The sequence below is a fragment of the Lachnoclostridium phytofermentans ISDg genome (assembly GCF_000018685.1).
Lineage (GTDB): Bacteria > Bacillota > Clostridia > Lachnospirales > Lachnospiraceae > Lachnoclostridium > Lachnoclostridium phytofermentans.
Window position 1 is genome coordinate 3,441,902 of the sequence record NC_010001.1, and the last position, 19,590, is coordinate 3,461,491.

A 19,590-nucleotide genomic window follows, 5' to 3' on the forward strand; every position below is an offset into this window, starting at 1 on the left:
TCTGCGAATACAAAGGGCAGCATTACATACTTTTTTAAAAGGTAGATTTCCGCTTATTGATTACTTCCTTCCGTGCCTTAAGAATAATATTTCTAATATTAACCGCATCATCAACATCCATATCCGGTATTCCCTCTAATGGATATTTCATGTTCATTGCTTCATATTTACTTTTTCCCATAGAATGATAAGGAAGTACATCTAAAGCTTTTAAGGATGTCAATTCTGCTAAAAACTCTCCAAGTTGTACCAATTCTTTAGAATCATCAGTTATTCCAGGTACTGCAACAAATCGTATCCAGAGTGTAACCTTCTGATTGGACAGAAATCTTGCAAATTCTAAGATGTTTGCATTATCATGTCCAGTTAATTCTTTATGCTTTATTGCATTCATCTGCTTTATATCTAACATAACTAAGTCTGTTACCTTTAACAAAGGTAAGTATTTTTCTTTATCAGCTGGTCGAAATGTTATCCCTGACGTATCAATGCAGGTATGAATCCCTTTTTTCTTCGCTTCTTCAAATAATTCTGTAACAAATTCAAGCTGGAGTAAAGGCTCTCCACCTGTTACTGTAATTCCTCCGCCTTTTAAAAATTCCTTATAGGAATCATATTCTTTTAGAATATCTTCAACCGAGCGAAGCGTTCCTCCATTTAACTCCCAAGTATCTGGGTTATGGCAGTACTGGCATCTCATAGGACATCCTTGTAAAAATACGACAAAGCGGATACCAGGTCCATCTACTGTTCCAAATGATTCTGTTGAATGAACTTTTCCTAACATAGTTCCTCCGTTCTCCCTTCATTGGTACAAAAAAGTCAACTAGTACAATAGGACTAGGTACAATATACCAATATATGGAATTATAGTCAATGACTAATTCTTCTATTCATTGCTGATTTATGAGTTTAAATTTGATAATTATCGTATAATTAGTTCTAATGGTTGCAATACCTTTAATAGAAAATAATTGCAATAATTTCATCAATTGGAAATCATAATAAATTGTAAAAAGGAGCCTACTACCTCCATACATTATTGAGCCAGCAAACTGTCTCACTTGTCATGAATTAAACGGTAGTAAACTCCTATCGACAAAACTACATATTTTTATTTTTCATAAAAGTGATGTAAGTTCACTTCTACTTATAACTATAAAAATAAGTTTCTTATATGGACTGATGGAATGTTCTTGAAATAACATCATCCTGTTGCTCTTTTGTAAGTTTAGTAAAGTTTACAGCATAACCAGAAACACGAACTGTAAGCTGTGGATAATTTTCTGGATGAGCTTGAGCATCTAATAAAGTTTCTTTTGTGAACACGTTAACATTTAAGTGATGTCCACCTTTTTCTACATAACCATCTAATAAAGACACTAAATTTTCTACTTGTTGATTCGACATAATAAACACCATACCTTTCCGAAACCTGCTAACTTTTTGCCGCAGATACATTAAAATTAGAAATATCTATGATAAATTCCAAAAGGAATTAATTATTAAGATTTTTCTTATTAGTCATCAATCCCTTGATGCAATGTCGGAACCTGACACGCAACGTTTCCACCTTGGCAATCTGCACTGATGGACGTTTTATCTATCCGGTCCGCTGCCATAAATTCAGAATCTTCTACCGTAATATTCATATGCCCACCGCCGCCTTCGACAAATTGGTCAAGCATAGCAACTAGTTCATTAATTCTTTCTTGCTCTGTCATGTCGGACCCTTCCTTTCTTAGTTCTCAGACATATCGTCTAAATCTAAGTCTCCAGCAAATAACACATCATTCTTACCTAATGCTCCTGGTACAATAGAGAACGTATTAGAAATACCATCCTGCGCATCACGGAATGGAAGCTTTGCTACCGATGCTAGGGACGCTGCTGCACCATGAGTATCACGACGATGCATTGGGTTAGCACCTGGTGCTAATGGTTCACCCTTCTTACGTCCGTCTGGAGTATTACCTGTCTTCTTTCCATAAACTACATTAGAAGTTATCGTTAAGATTGACATCGTTGGGTATCCATCACGATAAGTATGATGCTTGCGAATCATGTTCATAAAGTCATGCACTAACTGTACAGCGATATCGTCTACACGATCATCATTGTTGCCGTACTTTGGATAATCACCTTCAATTTCGTAATCGGTTACAACGCCATTCTCATCACGAATTACTTTTACCTTAGCATACTTAATTGCACTTAAAGAGTCCGCTACAACAGAAAGACCCGCAATACCAGTTGCAAAGTAACGTTTTACTTCACGATCATGAAGTGCCATTTGAATTCTTTCATAGCTATATTTATCATGCATGTAGTGGATTACATTTAAAGTATTCACATAAAGTTCTGCTAGCCACTCCATCATATCTTTGTATTTCGACATTACGTCCTCATAATTAAGGTATTCACCCTCAACTGGACGGTACTTTGGACCAACCTGAATTTTAAGAACTTCATCTACACCACCATTGATTGCGTAAAGAAGACACTTAGCAAGATTTGCACGTGCTCCAAAGAACTGCATCTCTTTACCAATTTTCATAGAGGATACACAACAAGCAATTGCATAATCATCACCATGAGTTGGACGCATGATATCATCATTTTCGTATTGAATAGAGGATGACTTAATTGACATCTTAGCACAGTACTCTTTAAATAATCTTGGTAATCTAGTTGACCATAGAACTGTCATGTTTGGTTCTGGAGCAGTTCCAAGGTTGTCTAACGTATGAAGGTAACGGAAGGATGTCTTTGTTACCATATGGCGTCCATCTGTACCAATCCCAGCGATACTTTCTGTTACCCAAGTAGGGTCACCGGAGAATAAGGCATTGTATTCTGGAGTTCTTGCAAACTTCACTAGACGAAGTTTCATAATAAAATGATCGATATACTCTTGTGCTTCTTTTTCTGTGATAACACCATTATCTAAATCTCTCTGGATATAAATATCAAGGAATGTAGAAGTACGGCCTAAGCTCATTGCAGCACCGTTTTGCTCTTTTACCGCTGCAAGATATCCAAAGTAAAGCCACTGAATTGCTTCCTTTGCATTTATTGCTGGCTTCGTAATATCGTAACCATAGATTTCACCAAGCTTCGCTAATTCTTTTAATGCACGAATTTGTTCTGCTAATTCTTCTCTTAAGCGAATATTATCACTAGTCATTCTCTTTAAGGAAGTTGTAAGTTGTTCTTTCTTGTCTTCAATAAGTAAATCAGTACCGTAAAGTGCCACTCGACGGTAATCGCCAATAATTCTACCTCTACCATAAGCATCAGGCAAACCAGTAATGATTGCTGATTTTCTAGCGAGCTTCATTTCGTCAGTGTATGCATCAAATACACCTTGATTATGTGTCTTGCGGTAGTCTGTAAAAATACGTGCTACCTCTTCGTCTACCTCATATCCATATTCATGGCAAGCACTCTGTGCCATACGAATACCACCAAAGACCTGTAGTGATCTCTTAAATGGCTTATCGGTCTGAAAACCAACAATTGTTTCAATATCTTTATCTAAATAACCAGGACCGTGAGAAACAATAGTAGATACTATCTTGGTGTCCATATCAAGGACTCCACCTTTCTCACTTTCCTGCTTTGAAAGCTCCATAACCTGGGCCCATAGTTTATTGGTGGCTTCGGTTGGACCTGCTAAAAAGGATTCATCACCATCATACATTGTGTAATTGTTCTGTATGAAGTCTCGAACATTTACTGAAGTGATCCATCTACCTTGTTTAAAACCTTCCCATTCCTGTTTCATAACTGAAGTCATCATTATCCCTCCTTACGCTGTTACAGCTGTGTGGATAAACACGAGAGCAAGCAATATTTTACAAAAAGCTTGACCAGTAAACCACAACATATTGATTTGTTGTTAAATAATAGACAATATATTGTAAAAAAATCTATTTTGTGTTCTTCGAAATCATTATACACAAAATAGCAATGATTATCAATATTGAAAAATATAGAAAATAGAATACTATTATTCTATCGGATTATACTAATATACCAAAAACAAATATTTATTCATGAAAAATGGCAACTCTTTTGGGTTGAGTACTGTATTTTCCTGTGCTATAATATTCATGTTTGAGTTTTATAGCCCCATATTGTTGTAATTTTAGAAATGTTTTCATTTAAGGAAAAAGATCAAATATCATGCTTTATCTTGTTCATAACAAAGAAAGAATAACTACGCTTGCTTTTCTTGTTTAAAACTTAAGAAAAATGACTAGCTTGCTTTTCTTATTCAAAACTTAAGAGAAAATAGCATAACTTGCTTCTTATGAAGACATTTAAAACAGAAAGTGCTTATCTTTCAGCCTTTCTGATGAATAACAAGAGGATAGCAATCAACATGCTATCTCTATTCCATTAAAATTGGGATTTACTTCTCTTGCCAAAATAAAAAAGTATTAGGATAAATTAAAGAAGGGACGGTACCACATGAAAGTCGGATTTGACAATCAAAAGTATTTAAAGATGCAATCGGAGCATATTCGGGAAAGGATCAGTAAGTTTGATAACAAACTTTATTTGGAGTTTGGAGGTAAACTATTTGATGATTATCACGCATCCCGCGTATTACCAGGTTTTGAACCAGACAGTAAACTAAAGATGCTTCTGGAACTAAAAGATCAAGCAGAGATTGTAATCGTAATTAGTGCCATTGATATAGAGAAGAGTAAGGTTCGAGGAGACTTAGGAATTACTTACGATTCGGATGTACTCCGACTTATTGACGCTTTCCAGAGCAAGGGATTATATGTTGGCAGTGTAACTATCACTCAGTATTCTGGTCAAAGCAGTGCGGATCTTTTTAAATCAAAACTAGAAGCATTGGGAGTTAAAGTGTACCTTCACTATATTATCCCCGGGTATCCAAACAATATTTCACTGATATTAAGTGAAGATGGTTATGGTAAAAATGAATTCATTCAAACAACAAGACCACTTGTAGTAATTACAGCTCCAGGTCCTGGAAGCGGTAAGATGGCTACTTGTCTTTCTCAACTCTATCATGAGCACAAACGCGGCGTACGTGCTGGTTACGCTAAATTCGAGACTTTCCCAATCTGGAACCTTTCCTTAAAACATCCAGTTAATGTTGCATATGAAGCAGCCACTGCTGATCTTAATGACGTTAATATGATTGATCCATGTCATCTAGAAGCGTATGGAGTAACTGCGGTTAATTATAATCGCGATGTTGAAATTTTTCCAGTTCTGAAAGCAATTTTCTTAAGGATTGATGAGCATTGTCCTTACAAATCCCCAACTGACATGGGTGTAAATATGGTTGGTAACTGCATCATTGATGATCAGGCATGTCGAGATGCTTCCAAACAAGAAATCCTTCGAAGATATTACCAGACACTTTGCAATGTTATTAATGGTACCAGCGACGGTGATGAGGTATATAAGCTAGAACTTCTATTAAATCAGGTAAGTGTATCTGCAGAAGATCGTCCTGTAATTAAAGCTGCAAATGATTTAGCTGACCTTAATAAATCTCCAGCAGTTGCAATGCAGTTAGCAGACGAAAGCATAATTACCGGTAAAACAAGCGAATTACTAGGTGCTTCTGCTGCTGTGTTACTAAATGCTTTAAAAGCTCTTGCAGGAATTCCTCATGAAACTCATGTTATTTCACCACTTGCCATTGGACCGATCCAACAATTAAAAACCCAGTATCTCGGAAGTTCTAATCCAAGACTTCATACCGATGAAGTCCTAATAGCGCTTTCCATCAGTGCGAAAGAGGATGAGAACGCTAGAAAAGCGATGGAACAACTTCCTCATCTAAAAGGTTGTGAAGTTCATACAAGCGTTATTTTATCAGAAGTCGACCGAAAAGTATTTCATAAATTAGGAGTACACTTAACTTCTGAACCAACCTACGAGAATAAGAAATTATTCCATTAAACAAGAAAAACAAGATAAATACTAGTGAAAGCCCTGAAATTTAGACGCCTAAATACGATGTTAAATTTCAGGGCATCTTTTATTTCATATTCTTTTATTCTTTACATAAATTTTATTTACTTTTTACTCGATTCATGATGCAATTTTTAATTTTAATGTTATAGTTTTTATAATTGCGAGAAAAACTAGGGCTATAATAAATTAATATCTTTTACTGTAAAAATGTAGCAGATTAAATTTTACACAGATTTTACAAATACATCTATTTTATTTTACATTCATCCTCTATTCTAAAAATAATTGGTCTCTGAAGACAAATGATAACTAAATAAAAAGGAGAATCCCTATGGATATTTTTTCATTATTTACCCTATTAGGCGGATTAGCATTTTTTCTCTATGGTATGAATGTTATGGGCGTCGGATTGGATAAGGTTGCAGGTGGTCGCTTAGAGAGATTATTAGAAAAATTAACCTCTAGCCCAATTAAATCTGTAGCACTTGGTACTTTTGTTACCGCTATCATTCAATCTTCTTCTGCTACCACCGTTATGGTTGTAGGATTTGTCAACTCTGGCATAATGAATTTAAGACAAGCAATCGGCGTCATCATGGGTGCAAACCTTGGTACAACGGCTACTGCTTGGATATTAAGTCTTGCTGGTTTACAAGGTGACAGTTTTTTTGTAAAATTGTTAAAACCTTCTTCGTTTGCACCAATCCTTGCAATTATTGGAATTTTCTTAATTATGGTTGCAAAGAAGGAAAAGAAAAAAGATGTCGGAAGTATTATGATTGGATTTGCTTTGCTAATGTTTGGTATGGATGTTATGAGCGGTGCTGTAAAACCTTTAGCAGATGTTCCAGAATTCAAAAACATATTAACTATGTTTTCGAATCCAATCCTTGGAGTATTAACAGGTGCAATCTTTACAGCTGTCATCCAAAGTTCCTCTGCATCAGTAGGTATCCTACAGGCACTTTCCATGACAGGCGGAATCACATTTGGTTCAGCTATCCCAATTATTATGGGTCAAAATATTGGAACTTGTATTACAGCTATACTTTCTAGTATCGGTGCCAAAAAGAATGCGAAACGTGCCGCATTAGTACACCTTTACTTTAACTTAATTGGTACAATAATATTCTTAATTGTATTTTACAGTATTCAGTATACCATAGGATTTTCTTTTATTAATAACTCCGTAGATGCAATGTCTATCGCTATTGTTCATACAACGTTTAACTTATTAACTACTGCGATATTACTTCCATTTGCTAGAGGACTTGAGAAGTTAGCATGTATGACATTAAAAGATGATAAAGACACTACTAATACCGAAGACACAATCAATGGACTTGATGAGCGTTTTTTAGCATCTCCTGGTTATGCTGTTGATCAGTGTAGCGAAGTAACAAAACAAATGGCTGAGCTAGCGAAGGATACTATTCTTTCTTCTATTCATCTACTTACAAAGTATGATGATAAAATAAGCGCTTCTATTATGGATAACGAGAACAGAGTTGATAAATATGAGGACGTGCTTGGAACTTATCTTGTTAAATTAAGTAGCAAAGAACTGTCCCTAAGTAATAGTAATTCAGTTTCTATGTTTTTACACTCCATTGGCGATTTAGAACGTATTAGTGACCATGCAGTAAATATCCTAGATCTTGCTAAGGAGATTAATCAAAAATCAATTAATTTCTCTAAAGATGCACAAGATGGATTAAACGTAATGACAAACGCTGTGATTGATATCTTAAATATGACAATAAAAGCGTTTGTTACCGATGACCTTGAATTAGCTAAGCAAATTGAGCCACTAGAAGAAGTGATAGACCTCTTAAGAAAAGAACTGAAAGATCGCCATATCAGAAGACTTCAAAAAGGACAGTGTACAACAGAACTTGGTTTCGTTTATACCGATATTTTAACAAATTTCGAACGTGTATCTGACCACTGTTCTAACATAGCAGTAAGTATGCTTCAGTTAAATGAAAACAGCTTTGATACCCATGAATATCTTCATGATGTAAAATTTAAGGGAGAGCGTTATTTTACAGAACAATTTGAAGCAAACAAGAAAATATATGCTTTACCAGAGGTAAATGAGTAAAGATATCATTCATTAATTTAAATACAATAAACAAGAAAAGAGCCATTGCGAAATTTCCTTGTTATGAATAACAAAAAAGTAAGGTGTTAAAGTTACAACAGCACCTTACTTTTTTATTTATTCATCGATGGAAACTCTATTGTAATCGTAGTTCCTACCATCACTTCACTTTTTAATGTAATCTTTGCATCATGCTTCGCAACGATATGCTTTACAATCGCAAGCCCGAGCCCTGTTCCTCCAGTTTGCTTCGATCGACTTTTATCTACTCGATAAAAACGTTCGAATACACGAACAGAATGTTCTTTAGGAATTCCAATTCCAGTGTCCTCTACCGTAAGGACTACTTTATCATCTACGGAATAAGTAACTACCTTGACAGTACCACCCTTTTTATTATACCGAATTGCATTATCACAAAGATTCGTTATTAACTCTTCCATCATAATTTTATTAGCATATAGAAATACCGGATTACCAATCAGTTTTAGCTCTACCTCATGATTTTTTGCAGTTATCTTAAGAGTATCAACACAGTTTTTTGCTATCTCATATAAGTCTAACTCTTCCTTAATAATCTCCTCATCTACACTATCAAGCTCTGACAACTCGATGATATCATTGATGAGATGAAGTAACCTGGTAGCATTCTTTCGGATTTCTTTTGAAAAGCGTATGGTATCCTCAGGTGTAGCTATACCTTCTTCAATTAGCTCAGAATATCCAGTGATAGCGGTTAGCGGAGTCTTTAATTCATGTGATACATTCGCAGTAAATTCCTGACGAATTTTTTCACTGTGTTCCAAATCCTTTAACTGATTATGAATACTACTATGCTGATCCTTTATCATCGTAGCAAATGGTATTAACTCTTCATAAGGAATCTTTTCACTGAACTCCGTAATTTGCGACAATTCTTCAGCCATGTTTTCAATTGGGCGAATAATACGTTTTGTAAGATAATGAGCCACAATGGAACAAATAAATAAAAGTACTACAGCACCAACTAATAGGATTGGCAAGGCTTCATAAAATAAAGCAATCATTCCATTCGCATCTTTGGCAACTCGTAATACGTAGTCTTCCCTTATTAGTTTAGCATAATAGTAAGTATTCTTCCCTATCGTAGATACTCGGATATCTTTTCCAATGCCTTCTTCTAATGCTTCTACAATCTCTGGACGCTCTTTGTGATTTTCCATATGTATGGAATTAGCATCACTATCATATAAGACCTCTCCCTCACGATTTATGAGTGTCACTCGGAGCAAATCTTTTGATGGAACCTGGATGCCTTTCTCAAAATTTCCGTCTTCAAACAAAACTTCCATAACCTTAAGGTTTGTTTCTAAATCACTAAAGATTTGTCTCTGAAATATCATAGAGTAGACAAACATTGCAAGCATTGAGGTGACTACAATGGCAATGCCGCCTACTACACATAACTGTACCGTTATCCTTTTTTTCATACTCATAGGACTTCCTCCTATTCGTTAGTCCCCTATTTTATACCCAACGTTACGGACAGTTTTTATAATGTCACCACCAGCTCCTAACTTATGTCGTAACGTTTTTATGTGCATATCTACCGTTCTGCTTTCTCCCTCGTAATCAAAACCCCATACACGTTCCATAATTCGATCCCTGGATAAAACAATTCCTTGGTTCTCTAGAAGGTATCGAAGGAGTTCAAATTCCTTATAAGTGAGTTCACAGCTTTCACCATCTACTGTCACGCTATGTTTTTCCACATGCAAGGATACATCATGAAAGCTAAGAGCGCCTACATTTTGACCATTTCCTCCAGCACGGCGTAGTAATGCCTTTACCCTTGAAACTAATTCCATGATACCAAATGGTTTCGTAATATAATCATCAGCACCAAGATCTAATCCCTTGACCTTATCCATCTCCGTGGTTTTTGCTGTTACCATCATGATAGGAATATTTTCGGTCTTTGAATCCTTTCTTACATTAGAAAGAATACTAAGCCCATCTTCATTTGGTAGCATAACATCTAGTAAAATTAATTCTGGAATTTCTTTTTCCAAAGCCCTATATAACTCTTCTCCGGTTTCAAAAACTTCCACTTCAAATCCGCTATTCCTTAGTGCGTACCCTTCGATTTCTCGAATATTTCTATCATCTTCCACAATATAGATCAATGCTTTTACCTCCGTAGCCATTTCTTATCCCCCTACTACATTAGTTTTTGCTCGTTTATGACAAGTTGAAATTTTAAATCTAACTTTTCAGCTGCCTTCCTGCATAAAAGCATTCTTCCCATGAATATCTCAAAATAATCCATCACAGCACAAATCGAAGTATCTACCATTAATTTTAATTCAATAATGGTCTTTTCTTCATTGATCGTTGTTTCTGCTTTTTTAACAGAATAATTGACACGATCATGAATGTCAAAGCTTGCGATATCTTGATTGCGCACTCTCGTATCCCTAACATCTGTTTTATCAGCTAAGATTAAAGCAGCAGAAACTGGATTCACAGGAAATGCTGTAGACTCATCATGATTTCCTATTGCTGTAATAATTGTTGCAATATCATCTGCACTTGCTCCCATCTTATCAAGAATTCGGAATGCCATAACCGCACCGCTTTGTGCATGATCAACACGATTAATGACATTGCCAATATCATGCAGATATCCAGCAATCTGAGCTAGTTCCGCTTCACGCTCTGAGTATCCAAGTGCTAATAATATATCTCTTGCTGTAAATGCTACTTTTCTTACATGTGCAAAACTATGCTCTGTATATCCAAGTGCAATCAAAGTTTCATCAGCCTTTTTTATATACGTATTTACCGCTTCATTTTTTGATATCTTTTCAAATGTAATCACTTAAGTCCTCCATTCAGTTGCAGTGCTTGTGTCTTCCTAATGTGCTTGCATACTTTTTATTAATAGTATAACTTAAGTTTACAAATTCATTATAACATTTTAATAATTTAACACAACCTATAATCAAATCTATGAGTCCTACATATTATCTAACTCATTCGCTCTACATATTGGCCTTAACCTCAGGTAATCTCACTGTAAAAGTAGAGCCAACATTTATTTTGCTATCCAAAGTAATATTACCACCATAATAATTAACAATATGTTTTACTATGGAAAGGCCTAAACCAGTTCCATCAACTTTACGGCTTCTTCCCTTATCCACTCGGTAAAAACGTTCAAACACTCTTACTAAAGAATCTTTCGGAATTCCAATCCCTGTATCCTTCACTTCTATAAGCAAATCTCTTCCTATGGTAGTTATCGTAACATAAACCATACCATTTGGCTTATTATATTTAATTGCATTCCCAATCAGATTCAACAATAATTCTCTCAAGTGTTGCTTATTTGCTCTAACAATTACTGGCTTACATACGGTTTGCAGCTCTACTTCTTGTTTTGCAGCAATTGGCTCTAGAGTCTTTATTATATCCTGTAATAGCATTGCCATTCGGATTTCTGTTGTTTCAATCTCATAGTCTCTTGTTTCGAGTCTTGATATTAATAAAATATCATTGATGAGATTCGTCATACTCTCTGTTTCTGCTAAAATTCGTTTCATAAATTCCTCACTGGTAGCTTCATCGTTTATGAATCCGCCCAGTAATAATTCCGTATATCCACGAATCGAAGTGATTGGTGTTTTTAATTCATGTGACGCATTTGAGAAGAATTCCTGACGTACCATTCGCTCAAACTCAATCTCCTCCGTATACTTCTTAACAGAATCTGACATTTTTTGTGCTGACTGTGCAATAATATTTAACTCATCATATGGTGTACTCGGTAAGGATAACTCCGGATTCTCCTCCTTGTAATTTACCATAATATATGCAATTTGCTGTAAAGGCTTGGTGATAGTGTTTGTCAACTTATCTGCCATTACAACTGCTAATACAGCTGACACGGTAATACTAATGAAAATGGAAGGAAATAGCCAAAAAAGATATTCTGAATTGCCGGAAAACGGTATTGCAATTCTTAAGATATAATCTGATTTACTAGAAGTAACAGCGGTATAGAGCATATGCGTTTTTACAGTTGAAGAAAACCGCTTCGCATAACCAATACCATCTCTTAAGGCTATTTGTACTTCCTCACGCTCTAAATGATTCTCCAAGTTTTCAATATCCTTAGTACCCGTGTCTGCTACAACATCTCCCTTAGCATCTAGAATCGTGTAACGTGCAAGTTTTTGGTCTAGAGTAGTTGATAAAATTTTAATCTGATTCATTATCGGCTCGGTATAATCAAGCGAATTATCAAGCATGATCAGACTTAATCTCATGTCTTCCTTTGTATTCTTGTGCATAGTATAGCTTACTGTTGTATAAAATAAGATACCGTTAAACATCATAGCTCCTACCATCACTAGAATAAATCGTTTAATAATCGCTTTTCTCATAGTACCATTCCTTCACCGCTTATAAAATACGTACATTATTAAGGGAACCAGTTTCATGGAACTCTGTCCACTCACAGATATTTACGGCATGGTCCCCAATTCTCTCCATGTACTTTGCAATCATTAAAATGTCAATATAGCTATCCGCATTTTCACCACTATTTTTCATTGCTTCAATGACAGTACTTTTTACTTCATTGAATAAGTCATCGACGATATCATCTTTTTTTATGGTAACCCTTGCTGCCTCTGTATCGCAGGAAATAAATGCATCTACCGCATCATGCACCATCTCTTTTGCTACCTGCGCCATCTTAGGTATTGCTTTTACGATACTATACGTATTTTGTTTGATATTACGAAGTATTAATTCTGATATGTCTGCAGCGTGGTCTCCGATACGTTCCATATCTGTTACTACCTTAAGAGCAGTAGTCACAATTCTTAGGTCTTTTGCTACCGGTTGCTGACGAAGAATTAAAGAGAGACATCTTGATTCGATTACTCGTTCCATATCATTAATGGTACGGTCTCCTTGAATTATCTCCGTTGCTAGTGTTCCATCTTCATTTTCAAAAGCTTTGATTACTTTATCAATCGCTGATTCAATTAAAGTACCCATATCTCTTAAATTGTTATTTAATATTGTTAACTCATATTCAAAACTTACTCTTGGTGCCATATTGATTATCCTCCATTCAGGGCTATTGTGCCTACTAATTATGATATCATATTAGTACGTTATCGCAATATGTTTCATTGAAAATATTTTATTTATTCAAAATATTTTATTTATTCAAAATATTTATTCATTGGAAATACTTTTTCATTGAAAATACTTTTTCATTGAAAATACTTTTTCAATTTTACCCATATTCTTTTATCAGCCAAATCTACCTGTAATATAATCCTCTGTTCTCTTATCTGTAGGTCTAGTAAATAATGTTTCTGTTTCAGCAAATTCAACCATATCTCCAACTAAGAAAAATGCTGTGTAATCAGAAATACGTGCTGCTTGTTGCATATTATGTGTAACGATAGCAACGGTATACTTTTCTTTTAAATCACTCATTAAGTCCTCAATCTTTAATGTTGAGATTGGATCGAGTGCTGATGTTGGTTCATCCATTAATAAAATTTCTGGTTCTACTGCAAGCGCTCTAGCAATACATAGTCTTTGCTGCTGTCCGCCAGACAAACCAAGAGCAGATTTTCTTAAACGGTCTTTTACTTCATCGAACAATGCTGCTCCACGTAAGGATCTCTCAACAATTTCATCTAGTTCTGCTTTTCCTTTTATTCCATGGATTCTTGGTCCATAAGCTATATTATCATAAATACTCATAGGAAATGGATTTGGCTGCTGAAATACCATACCAACTTTTTTTCGAAGTAAGGTAGTATCTACTCGTTCTCCATAGATATCCTCACCATCAAGAAGAATCTGACCCGTAATCTTAATTCCATCCACATAATCATTCATACGGTTTAATGTCTTAAGAAATGTTGACTTACCACAACCGGAAGGACCTATAAAAGCGGTAATCGATTTCTCCTTGATATCCATATTAATTCCTTTTAGCGCATGATTAGTTCCATAATATAATTGTAAATCTCTTGTTATAATCTTATCCTTACTCACTTTATTACCTCCGATTCACGTCAAACTTACGTGCTAACACTTTTGTTAGAATATTAATACCTAAAACTATCGTTAACAAAACAGCAGCGATACCGAATGCTTGGTCATATTCTGCTTTTGTCATACTAAGGTAAAGCTGAATGGTTAATGTACCACCTGGCCCAGTTACCTTCGTAAATAACCCTTCCCCATATTCACCAAGTTTCGGTAATAAGTATCCACTACCTGCGGTAAATAAAAGAGCTGCGGACTCTCCGACAATTCTTCCTGTGGCAAGAATGATACCAGTAATAATCCCTGGCATTGCAGATGGTAATAGGATTGTTCTAATCATATGCCATTTTGTTGATCCCATACCAAGAGCACCATCACGATAGCTTTTTGGAACCGTCTTTAATGCTTCTTGAGTATTTCTTGTAATAAGAGGAAGCACCATTAAACTTAAGGTTAGGGCTCCTGTTAATAAGGAATAAGATAATCCAAGAGTAGTTCCAAAAAATACCATTCCGAATAAACCAAAGATAATGGATGGGATACCACTTAATGTCTCCGTAGTAAATTCAATTAATCGAACCACTTTTCCAGGCTTTGCGTATTCATTCAGATAAATCGCTGCACCGATACCAATAGGTGTTACTAATAATAAGGTTAAAATGACAATGTACAAAGTATTAATAATATTTCCTGCGATACCGAAGGTTCCTTTTATGGCACTTGGTGCAGTCGTAAGAAACTCCCAGTTAACGCTTTTGATTCCTCGAAAGAAAACATATGCTACAATACCAACAAACAATGCAATGGCGATTCCTGCGCAGAGGAGGGTAAAACCGATTAGAATCGTATCTTTTGATTTTCTTCTTTTCTCACAAATACTAGTTGTTCTATCCATTTTAGTTAAGTTGAAAGAATATCCTATCTTTCAACCTTTCCTCCCTTCTTAAGAATTCTATTTAAGGAAAGGTTTATAATCATGATAAACACGAATAATACCAAGCCGATTGTAAAGAGGACTTGACGATGAGTTCCTTGAGAATAGGACATCTCACTAACAATCGCTGTTGTTAAGAAACGTACCGAATTAAATGGAAGTGGAATATTTACAACACTACCACTTACTAAACTTATCGCCATCGCTTCACCAATCGCACGTCCGATACCTAAAATAATCGCTGTTACGATACCAGACTTAGCTGCAGGAAGTAATACTCTTGTTATTGTTTGCATTTTAGTAGCTCCTACTGCTAAGGAAGCATTTTTTAAAGAAGCTGGGACAGCACGTAGTGCAGAAGAACTAATGCTAATTACGGTTGGTAATATCATGATTGCTAATACTAAAACCGCAGATATTAAGTTGGAGCCACCAGTGTACACATGTGCTTTTGAATCTCTGAATATATGCAGTTCTAATTGGTACATGAGAGGATTTAAAATTAGTAAACCAAGTAAACCATAGACTACGGACGGAATTCCTGCTAGTAATTCTACCGCTGGAGTTATGATTGCTGCTACTTTTTTACTAGCGATTTCAGTTAAAAACACTGCGGTACCTACGCCAATTGGCACACCAATTAAAATCGCTGCAAGCGTACCAATGATGGAAGTTAAAATTACATAGGCGATACCAAAGCTAGGTTCTGCTGCTGTAGGTTTCCATACGGTACCAAACAGAATTTCTTTTAAACCTACCTTAAATATTGCTGGTACACCATTAATAATCATGTAGAGTGAAATTGATGCTACTGCAAGGACAGCAGCAAAAGCGCAAGTAATAAAAATACCATGCGCTACTTTTTCTACTCTATCAGTAGCTTTTTGATACATCCCGCCATGTATCGAACTACTTACTGGCATTGCTTTATCATCTTTCTTTTCTTTCATACACTGCTTTCCTCTTTCTATAGCTTTCTAAACCTAAGTACTTGGTTGCATAGGATGTACTCTCCTATGCAACCATTGAATTTCTTATTGTTTCTTCTTTTATTTCTTTTTATTTCTTTTTGTATTTCTTCTTATATTTCTTCTTAATATTTTCTTCTTATTATTTTCTTCCTATTATTTTCTTCCTAATTATCTTCTTAATTTTCTTCTATAAGTTTTTTCATACTTTATCTTCTTATTCTCTTCTTAATCTATGGAAATTAAACCTACCGCTTCAATGATTGCTTTTCCATCTTCTGAATACATATAATCGAAGAAAGCTTGAACTAATTCACTTTGTTCACTGATTGCACCTTTCGTTGCCATAACAAATGGTCTGCTTAAGAAGTAATCACCAGCTTTGATATTCTCTGCTGTAGGAGCTACACCATCTAAAGAAGCAGCATTTACACTATCATCAACAACATCAAGTGATACATATCCGATTGCACCAGGTATGGAAGCAACCTTTGCCATAACAGCTCCTGTATTATCTAACTCGTTTGCATATGCACACTGATCTTCAATTTTCAAGATTTCTTCAAAAGCTCCTCTTGTACCTGAACCAGCTTCTCTACCGATAACAACAATTGGTTGATTACTGCCACCTAAATCACTCCAATTACGGATAGTACCTGTATAGATACCAATTAAATCGTCCTTAGTTAAGTTTGTTACTGTATTCGCTTTATCAAGTACTACAGCAATACCATCGATTGCTACAATATTTTCAACTGCTCCGGCTTCTTTCTCCGCATCTTTCAAATTTCTAGAAGAATTACCGATGTCCGCGGTTCCTTTTAAAACTGCCTCGATACCTGCACCAGAACCAACGAATTCAGGTGTTACTATTACACCACCATTTTTACTCATAAAATCTTCTGCTACTGCTCTGCTTAACTTCTCCATAGAGGTAGAGCCTACTAACATAATAGATCCGCTTAATTTTTTGTTTCCTTGCTTGTTATCTTCTGCTTTTGTAGGTTCGTTTGTTGCACCTTGATTATTTGAATTTGAATTATTTAAATCCTTATTATTATCGCTTTTACTACAACCGGTAAGTACTCCTCCGATTAATGCTACGCAACATGCCACAATTGCTGCTTTCTTCATAAATTTTCTCATCATCATACATAATCTCCTTTTTTCATGGCTTTTATTTTTTTTCTATCCTGTTTACAGTTTTAATTTATCACACATAAATTATACAAACAATCATAGTACTGTATAAGTTGTGTGAAATCTATGTAAAATTACAGAATATTATTTTTTATAAAAATCATAAAAATAAGTAGTATATAGTGTCTTATCCACTATTTCATTACATAGCAATTACTTATAGATAAGAAGAAGCTTGCTTCGTGGACTTTTCTTTACCAGGGATAAAAAAACGGGATACCCCAGATATTAAGGCTTTTCCCTTAATACATTTGGTATCCCGTTTCTATATTACAATATTAAAAAAATCCTTTATAGTTAGCACTACGAACAGATACACTCTTCAAACGCTTCGGTTTTCATTGGTCTTCCGAAATAATAACCTTGCACCATATCACACTGTATCCGTTCTAGAAAATCGACCTGTTCTTTTGTTTCAACTCCTTCACAAAGGACAGTCATATTCATTAACTTCGCCATTCTTATGATACTTTTAATTACTACTTCCTCTTTTTTTGAAATTATATTATCAGTCAGGAAATCCTTGTCCAACTTTAAAATATCAAACTCCAGATTCATTAATAGATTTAAAGAAGAATATCCTGAGCCGAAATCATCCATCGATACCTTAAATCCATAATTCTTCAATTCAATTAACGTTTCTTTGGCTTGCTCTGAATTTTCTAAAAAGATATTCTCTGTCAGTTCAAATTCAAGATATTCTGGAGCTATTCGATGTTGCTCAACTAAGCGAATTACTTTTTTCGCAAAATTATCTTGCTTTAAATGCGCTCTTGAAACATTCACCGAGATGGGAACAACCTCTTTTCCATGACTAATTCTATGTAACAAATATTCACATACTTTATCGTAGACATAAAAGTCTAACTTTGTAATGAAACCATTCTGCTCAAAGATTGGTACAAATTCATTTGGATATACTACGGTTCCGTCTTGACGTGACCAACGAACCAACGCTTCCGCCCCAACCGTTTTTTTAGTTTTCAAATCGATCTTCGGTTGTAATTCAAAATAAAACTCATCATTCTTTAAAGCTTCCTCTGCAATACTTGTAATCCGATAGTATTTTTTTCGTTCTGCTTCCATGTCTTTATTAAAGATAACACAAATTGTTCGATTGTATTTCGCTATTTTTCTGGCTTGATTCGCATTATCAATATAGGTTTGAATATCTAAATTCTTGTTATCAATCAAAACGACTCCCGAAACAATATGAATTGAGGATTCCGGATAAATACTTTGTATCTTTTTTTGAAAGCTATAGTTTATCATCTGTATTTCCTGAATTAATTTTCGCTCGACTAACGGCTCTTTCAGAACAGTCATTCCAATAAAATAATCTGAAAAGATGCGGCAACCAATAATGTAACTTGAGCTGAGTGACAGAAAATGTTGTTTAAATAAACGTAATACTTCATCTCCTGCAGCATATCCGTAAGTTTCATTAAAGTACTTAAAGTTAGTAATATCTGCATAAAACATTATGTATTGATTATTGGAATCATTTTTATAAATTAACTCCGCTTGCTCTAAAAAGGAATCGTACTTCATTAGCCCTGTTACTGGATCGAATAAAGTAACTTGCTCAATGCGTTTTTGTGCCTCTTGATTAGCTCTACATACTAGAAAAAAGTTTTCAAGAATTCGTTTCGTCTGTAAAAAAGCACTAAGCTCCTCTTCAGAGAAACTTTCTATCTTATTCCTTGTTTCAAAATTTATGAATCCAATAAATTTATTATTTTGTTTCAGAGCACATAATATCATGTTATCCGCTTTGTTTTGCTTCATAGTAGATATCATTTTCTTTGCTTCTTTCATTTCTTTGAGTTCTTCATAAGTAAATATCTCCTCTGATTGGTCAATACGTTCTAAAAAAATATTTTTCTGTTCTTCAGAAAAGGTAATGACATGATTCCGTATTGGCTCAATCTCAGATGTATACCATTCATATGTTGCCATAAAGCATGGCAAATTTCGTTGCTTTTCTAACACAGTAATATGACTTAATGAAAATTTTTCCCCAACCTTTTTTAAAAGAAGGGAAATGGCTTCCGATACATCATTTACTCTGCTTACAATGTCCAAGGCATAGCTCGATAATTCTAAGGTAAACTGCGTTCCTAACACTTCCTTGTTATAGGTCATTTGTTCCTCCTTTTTAAGTCATGCACCTACCATATTATTATAAGTAATTGCTCTTGTTACCCACTTATTTCTAATACATTCCCCTTGATATGCTATTTTAATATCTTTAGCTTAGCATATCTTATTGTATTTCGTCGAATACTATAAAATTATAACACAATTAGAAAATTCTAACAAGTTGGAAGGAAAATTTTTTCATAATTTTT

General features: G+C 35.0%; 16 protein-coding genes. 2 read left to right on the forward strand and 14 right to left on the reverse strand.

The annotated features are described in order from the left end of the window. Window positions 1-34: 34 nt before the first annotated feature. The 4 genes from pflA to pflB all read right to left on the reverse strand — a co-directional run bounded on the left by pflA (window position 35) and on the right by pflB (window position 3,787). The gene (gene pflA / locus CPHY_RS14560) at window positions 35-787 is read right to left on the reverse strand and encodes a pyruvate formate-lyase-activating protein (RefSeq protein WP_012200831.1); all 753 of its coding nucleotides are present in this window, start codon (window positions 785-787) and stop codon (window positions 35-37) included. A gap of 386 nt (window positions 788-1,173) precedes the next feature. Beyond that, window positions 1,174-1,410 carry an autonomous glycyl radical cofactor GrcA3 gene (gene grcA3, locus CPHY_RS14565; protein WP_041704526.1) on the reverse strand — a complete coding sequence of 79 codons (237 nt, stop codon included), beginning with the start codon at window positions 1,408-1,410 and terminating at the stop codon, window positions 1,174-1,176. 110 nt (window positions 1,411-1,520) lie between these two features. Next, the gene (locus tag CPHY_RS14570) at window positions 1,521-1,724 is read right to left on the reverse strand and encodes a hypothetical protein (protein ID WP_012200833.1); all 204 of its coding nucleotides are present in this window, start codon (window positions 1,722-1,724) and stop codon (window positions 1,521-1,523) included. 17 nt (window positions 1,725-1,741) lie between these two features. Then, window positions 1,742-3,787, reverse strand: a complete 2,046-nt coding sequence (pflB, locus tag CPHY_RS14575) for a formate C-acetyltransferase (protein ID WP_198301356.1) — start codon at window positions 3,785-3,787, stop codon at window positions 1,742-1,744. A 689-nt stretch (window positions 3,788-4,476) separates the two neighbouring features. Here pflB and CPHY_RS14580 point away from each other — a divergent pair. Then, window positions 4,477-5,955, forward strand: coding sequence for a DUF1846 domain-containing protein (locus CPHY_RS14580; RefSeq protein ID WP_012200835.1), 1,479 nt, complete (start codon window positions 4,477-4,479; stop codon window positions 5,953-5,955). Between the two features lie 346 nt (window positions 5,956-6,301). Further along, window positions 6,302-8,074, forward strand: a complete 1,773-nt coding sequence (locus tag CPHY_RS14585) for a Na/Pi cotransporter family protein (RefSeq protein WP_012200836.1) — start codon at window positions 6,302-6,304, stop codon at window positions 8,072-8,074. Between the two features lie 113 nt (window positions 8,075-8,187). Here CPHY_RS14585 and CPHY_RS14590 read toward each other — a convergent pair whose 3' ends face one another. From CPHY_RS14590 to CPHY_RS14635, 10 genes are all read right to left on the reverse strand, one after another. Further along, window positions 8,188-9,549 carry a sensor histidine kinase gene (locus tag CPHY_RS14590; protein WP_012200837.1) on the reverse strand — a complete coding sequence of 454 codons (1,362 nt, stop codon included), beginning with the start codon at window positions 9,547-9,549 and terminating at the stop codon, window positions 8,188-8,190. 18 nt (window positions 9,550-9,567) lie between these two features. Next, complete coding sequence (locus CPHY_RS14595) at window positions 9,568-10,260, reverse strand: response regulator transcription factor (RefSeq protein ID WP_012200838.1); 693 nt, start codon at window positions 10,258-10,260, stop codon at window positions 9,568-9,570. A gap of 14 nt (window positions 10,261-10,274) precedes the next feature. Continuing rightward, window positions 10,275-10,934, reverse strand: a complete 660-nt coding sequence (locus CPHY_RS14600) for an HD domain-containing protein (RefSeq protein ID WP_012200839.1) — start codon at window positions 10,932-10,934, stop codon at window positions 10,275-10,277. Window positions 10,935-11,097: 163 nt separating this feature from the next. Then, window positions 11,098-12,501 (reverse strand): sensor histidine kinase, encoded by a 1,404-nt coding sequence (locus CPHY_RS14605; protein ID WP_012200840.1) that lies wholly within the window; start codon window positions 12,499-12,501, stop codon window positions 11,098-11,100. A 19-nt stretch (window positions 12,502-12,520) separates the two neighbouring features. After that, window positions 12,521-13,183 (reverse strand): phosphate signaling complex protein PhoU, encoded by a 663-nt coding sequence (phoU, locus tag CPHY_RS14610; protein WP_012200841.1) that lies wholly within the window; start codon window positions 13,181-13,183, stop codon window positions 12,521-12,523. Window positions 13,184-13,384: 201 nt separating this feature from the next. Further along, window positions 13,385-14,143, reverse strand: a complete 759-nt coding sequence (gene pstB / locus CPHY_RS14615; RefSeq protein WP_012200842.1) for a phosphate ABC transporter ATP-binding protein PstB — start codon at window positions 14,141-14,143, stop codon at window positions 13,385-13,387. A 4-nt stretch (window positions 14,144-14,147) separates the two neighbouring features. Then, window positions 14,148-15,032 carry a phosphate ABC transporter permease PstA gene (pstA, locus tag CPHY_RS14620; RefSeq protein ID WP_012200843.1) on the reverse strand — a complete coding sequence of 295 codons (885 nt, stop codon included), beginning with the start codon at window positions 15,030-15,032 and terminating at the stop codon, window positions 14,148-14,150. A 23-nt stretch (window positions 15,033-15,055) separates the two neighbouring features. Continuing rightward, window positions 15,056-15,994 carry a phosphate ABC transporter permease subunit PstC gene (pstC, locus tag CPHY_RS14625; protein WP_049762501.1) on the reverse strand — a complete coding sequence of 313 codons (939 nt, stop codon included), beginning with the start codon at window positions 15,992-15,994 and terminating at the stop codon, window positions 15,056-15,058. 273 nt (window positions 15,995-16,267) lie between these two features. After that, a complete protein-coding gene (locus CPHY_RS14630) occupies window positions 16,268-17,185 on the reverse strand; it encodes a phosphate ABC transporter substrate-binding protein (RefSeq protein ID WP_408611177.1) in 918 nt (305 codons plus the stop codon). A 357-nt stretch (window positions 17,186-17,542) separates the two neighbouring features. Beyond that, window positions 17,543-19,384: a putative bifunctional diguanylate cyclase/phosphodiesterase gene (locus CPHY_RS14635; protein ID WP_012200846.1), complete on the reverse strand. Its 1,842-nt coding sequence runs from the start codon at window positions 19,382-19,384 to the stop codon at window positions 17,543-17,545. Window positions 19,385-19,590 lie beyond the last annotated feature (206 nt).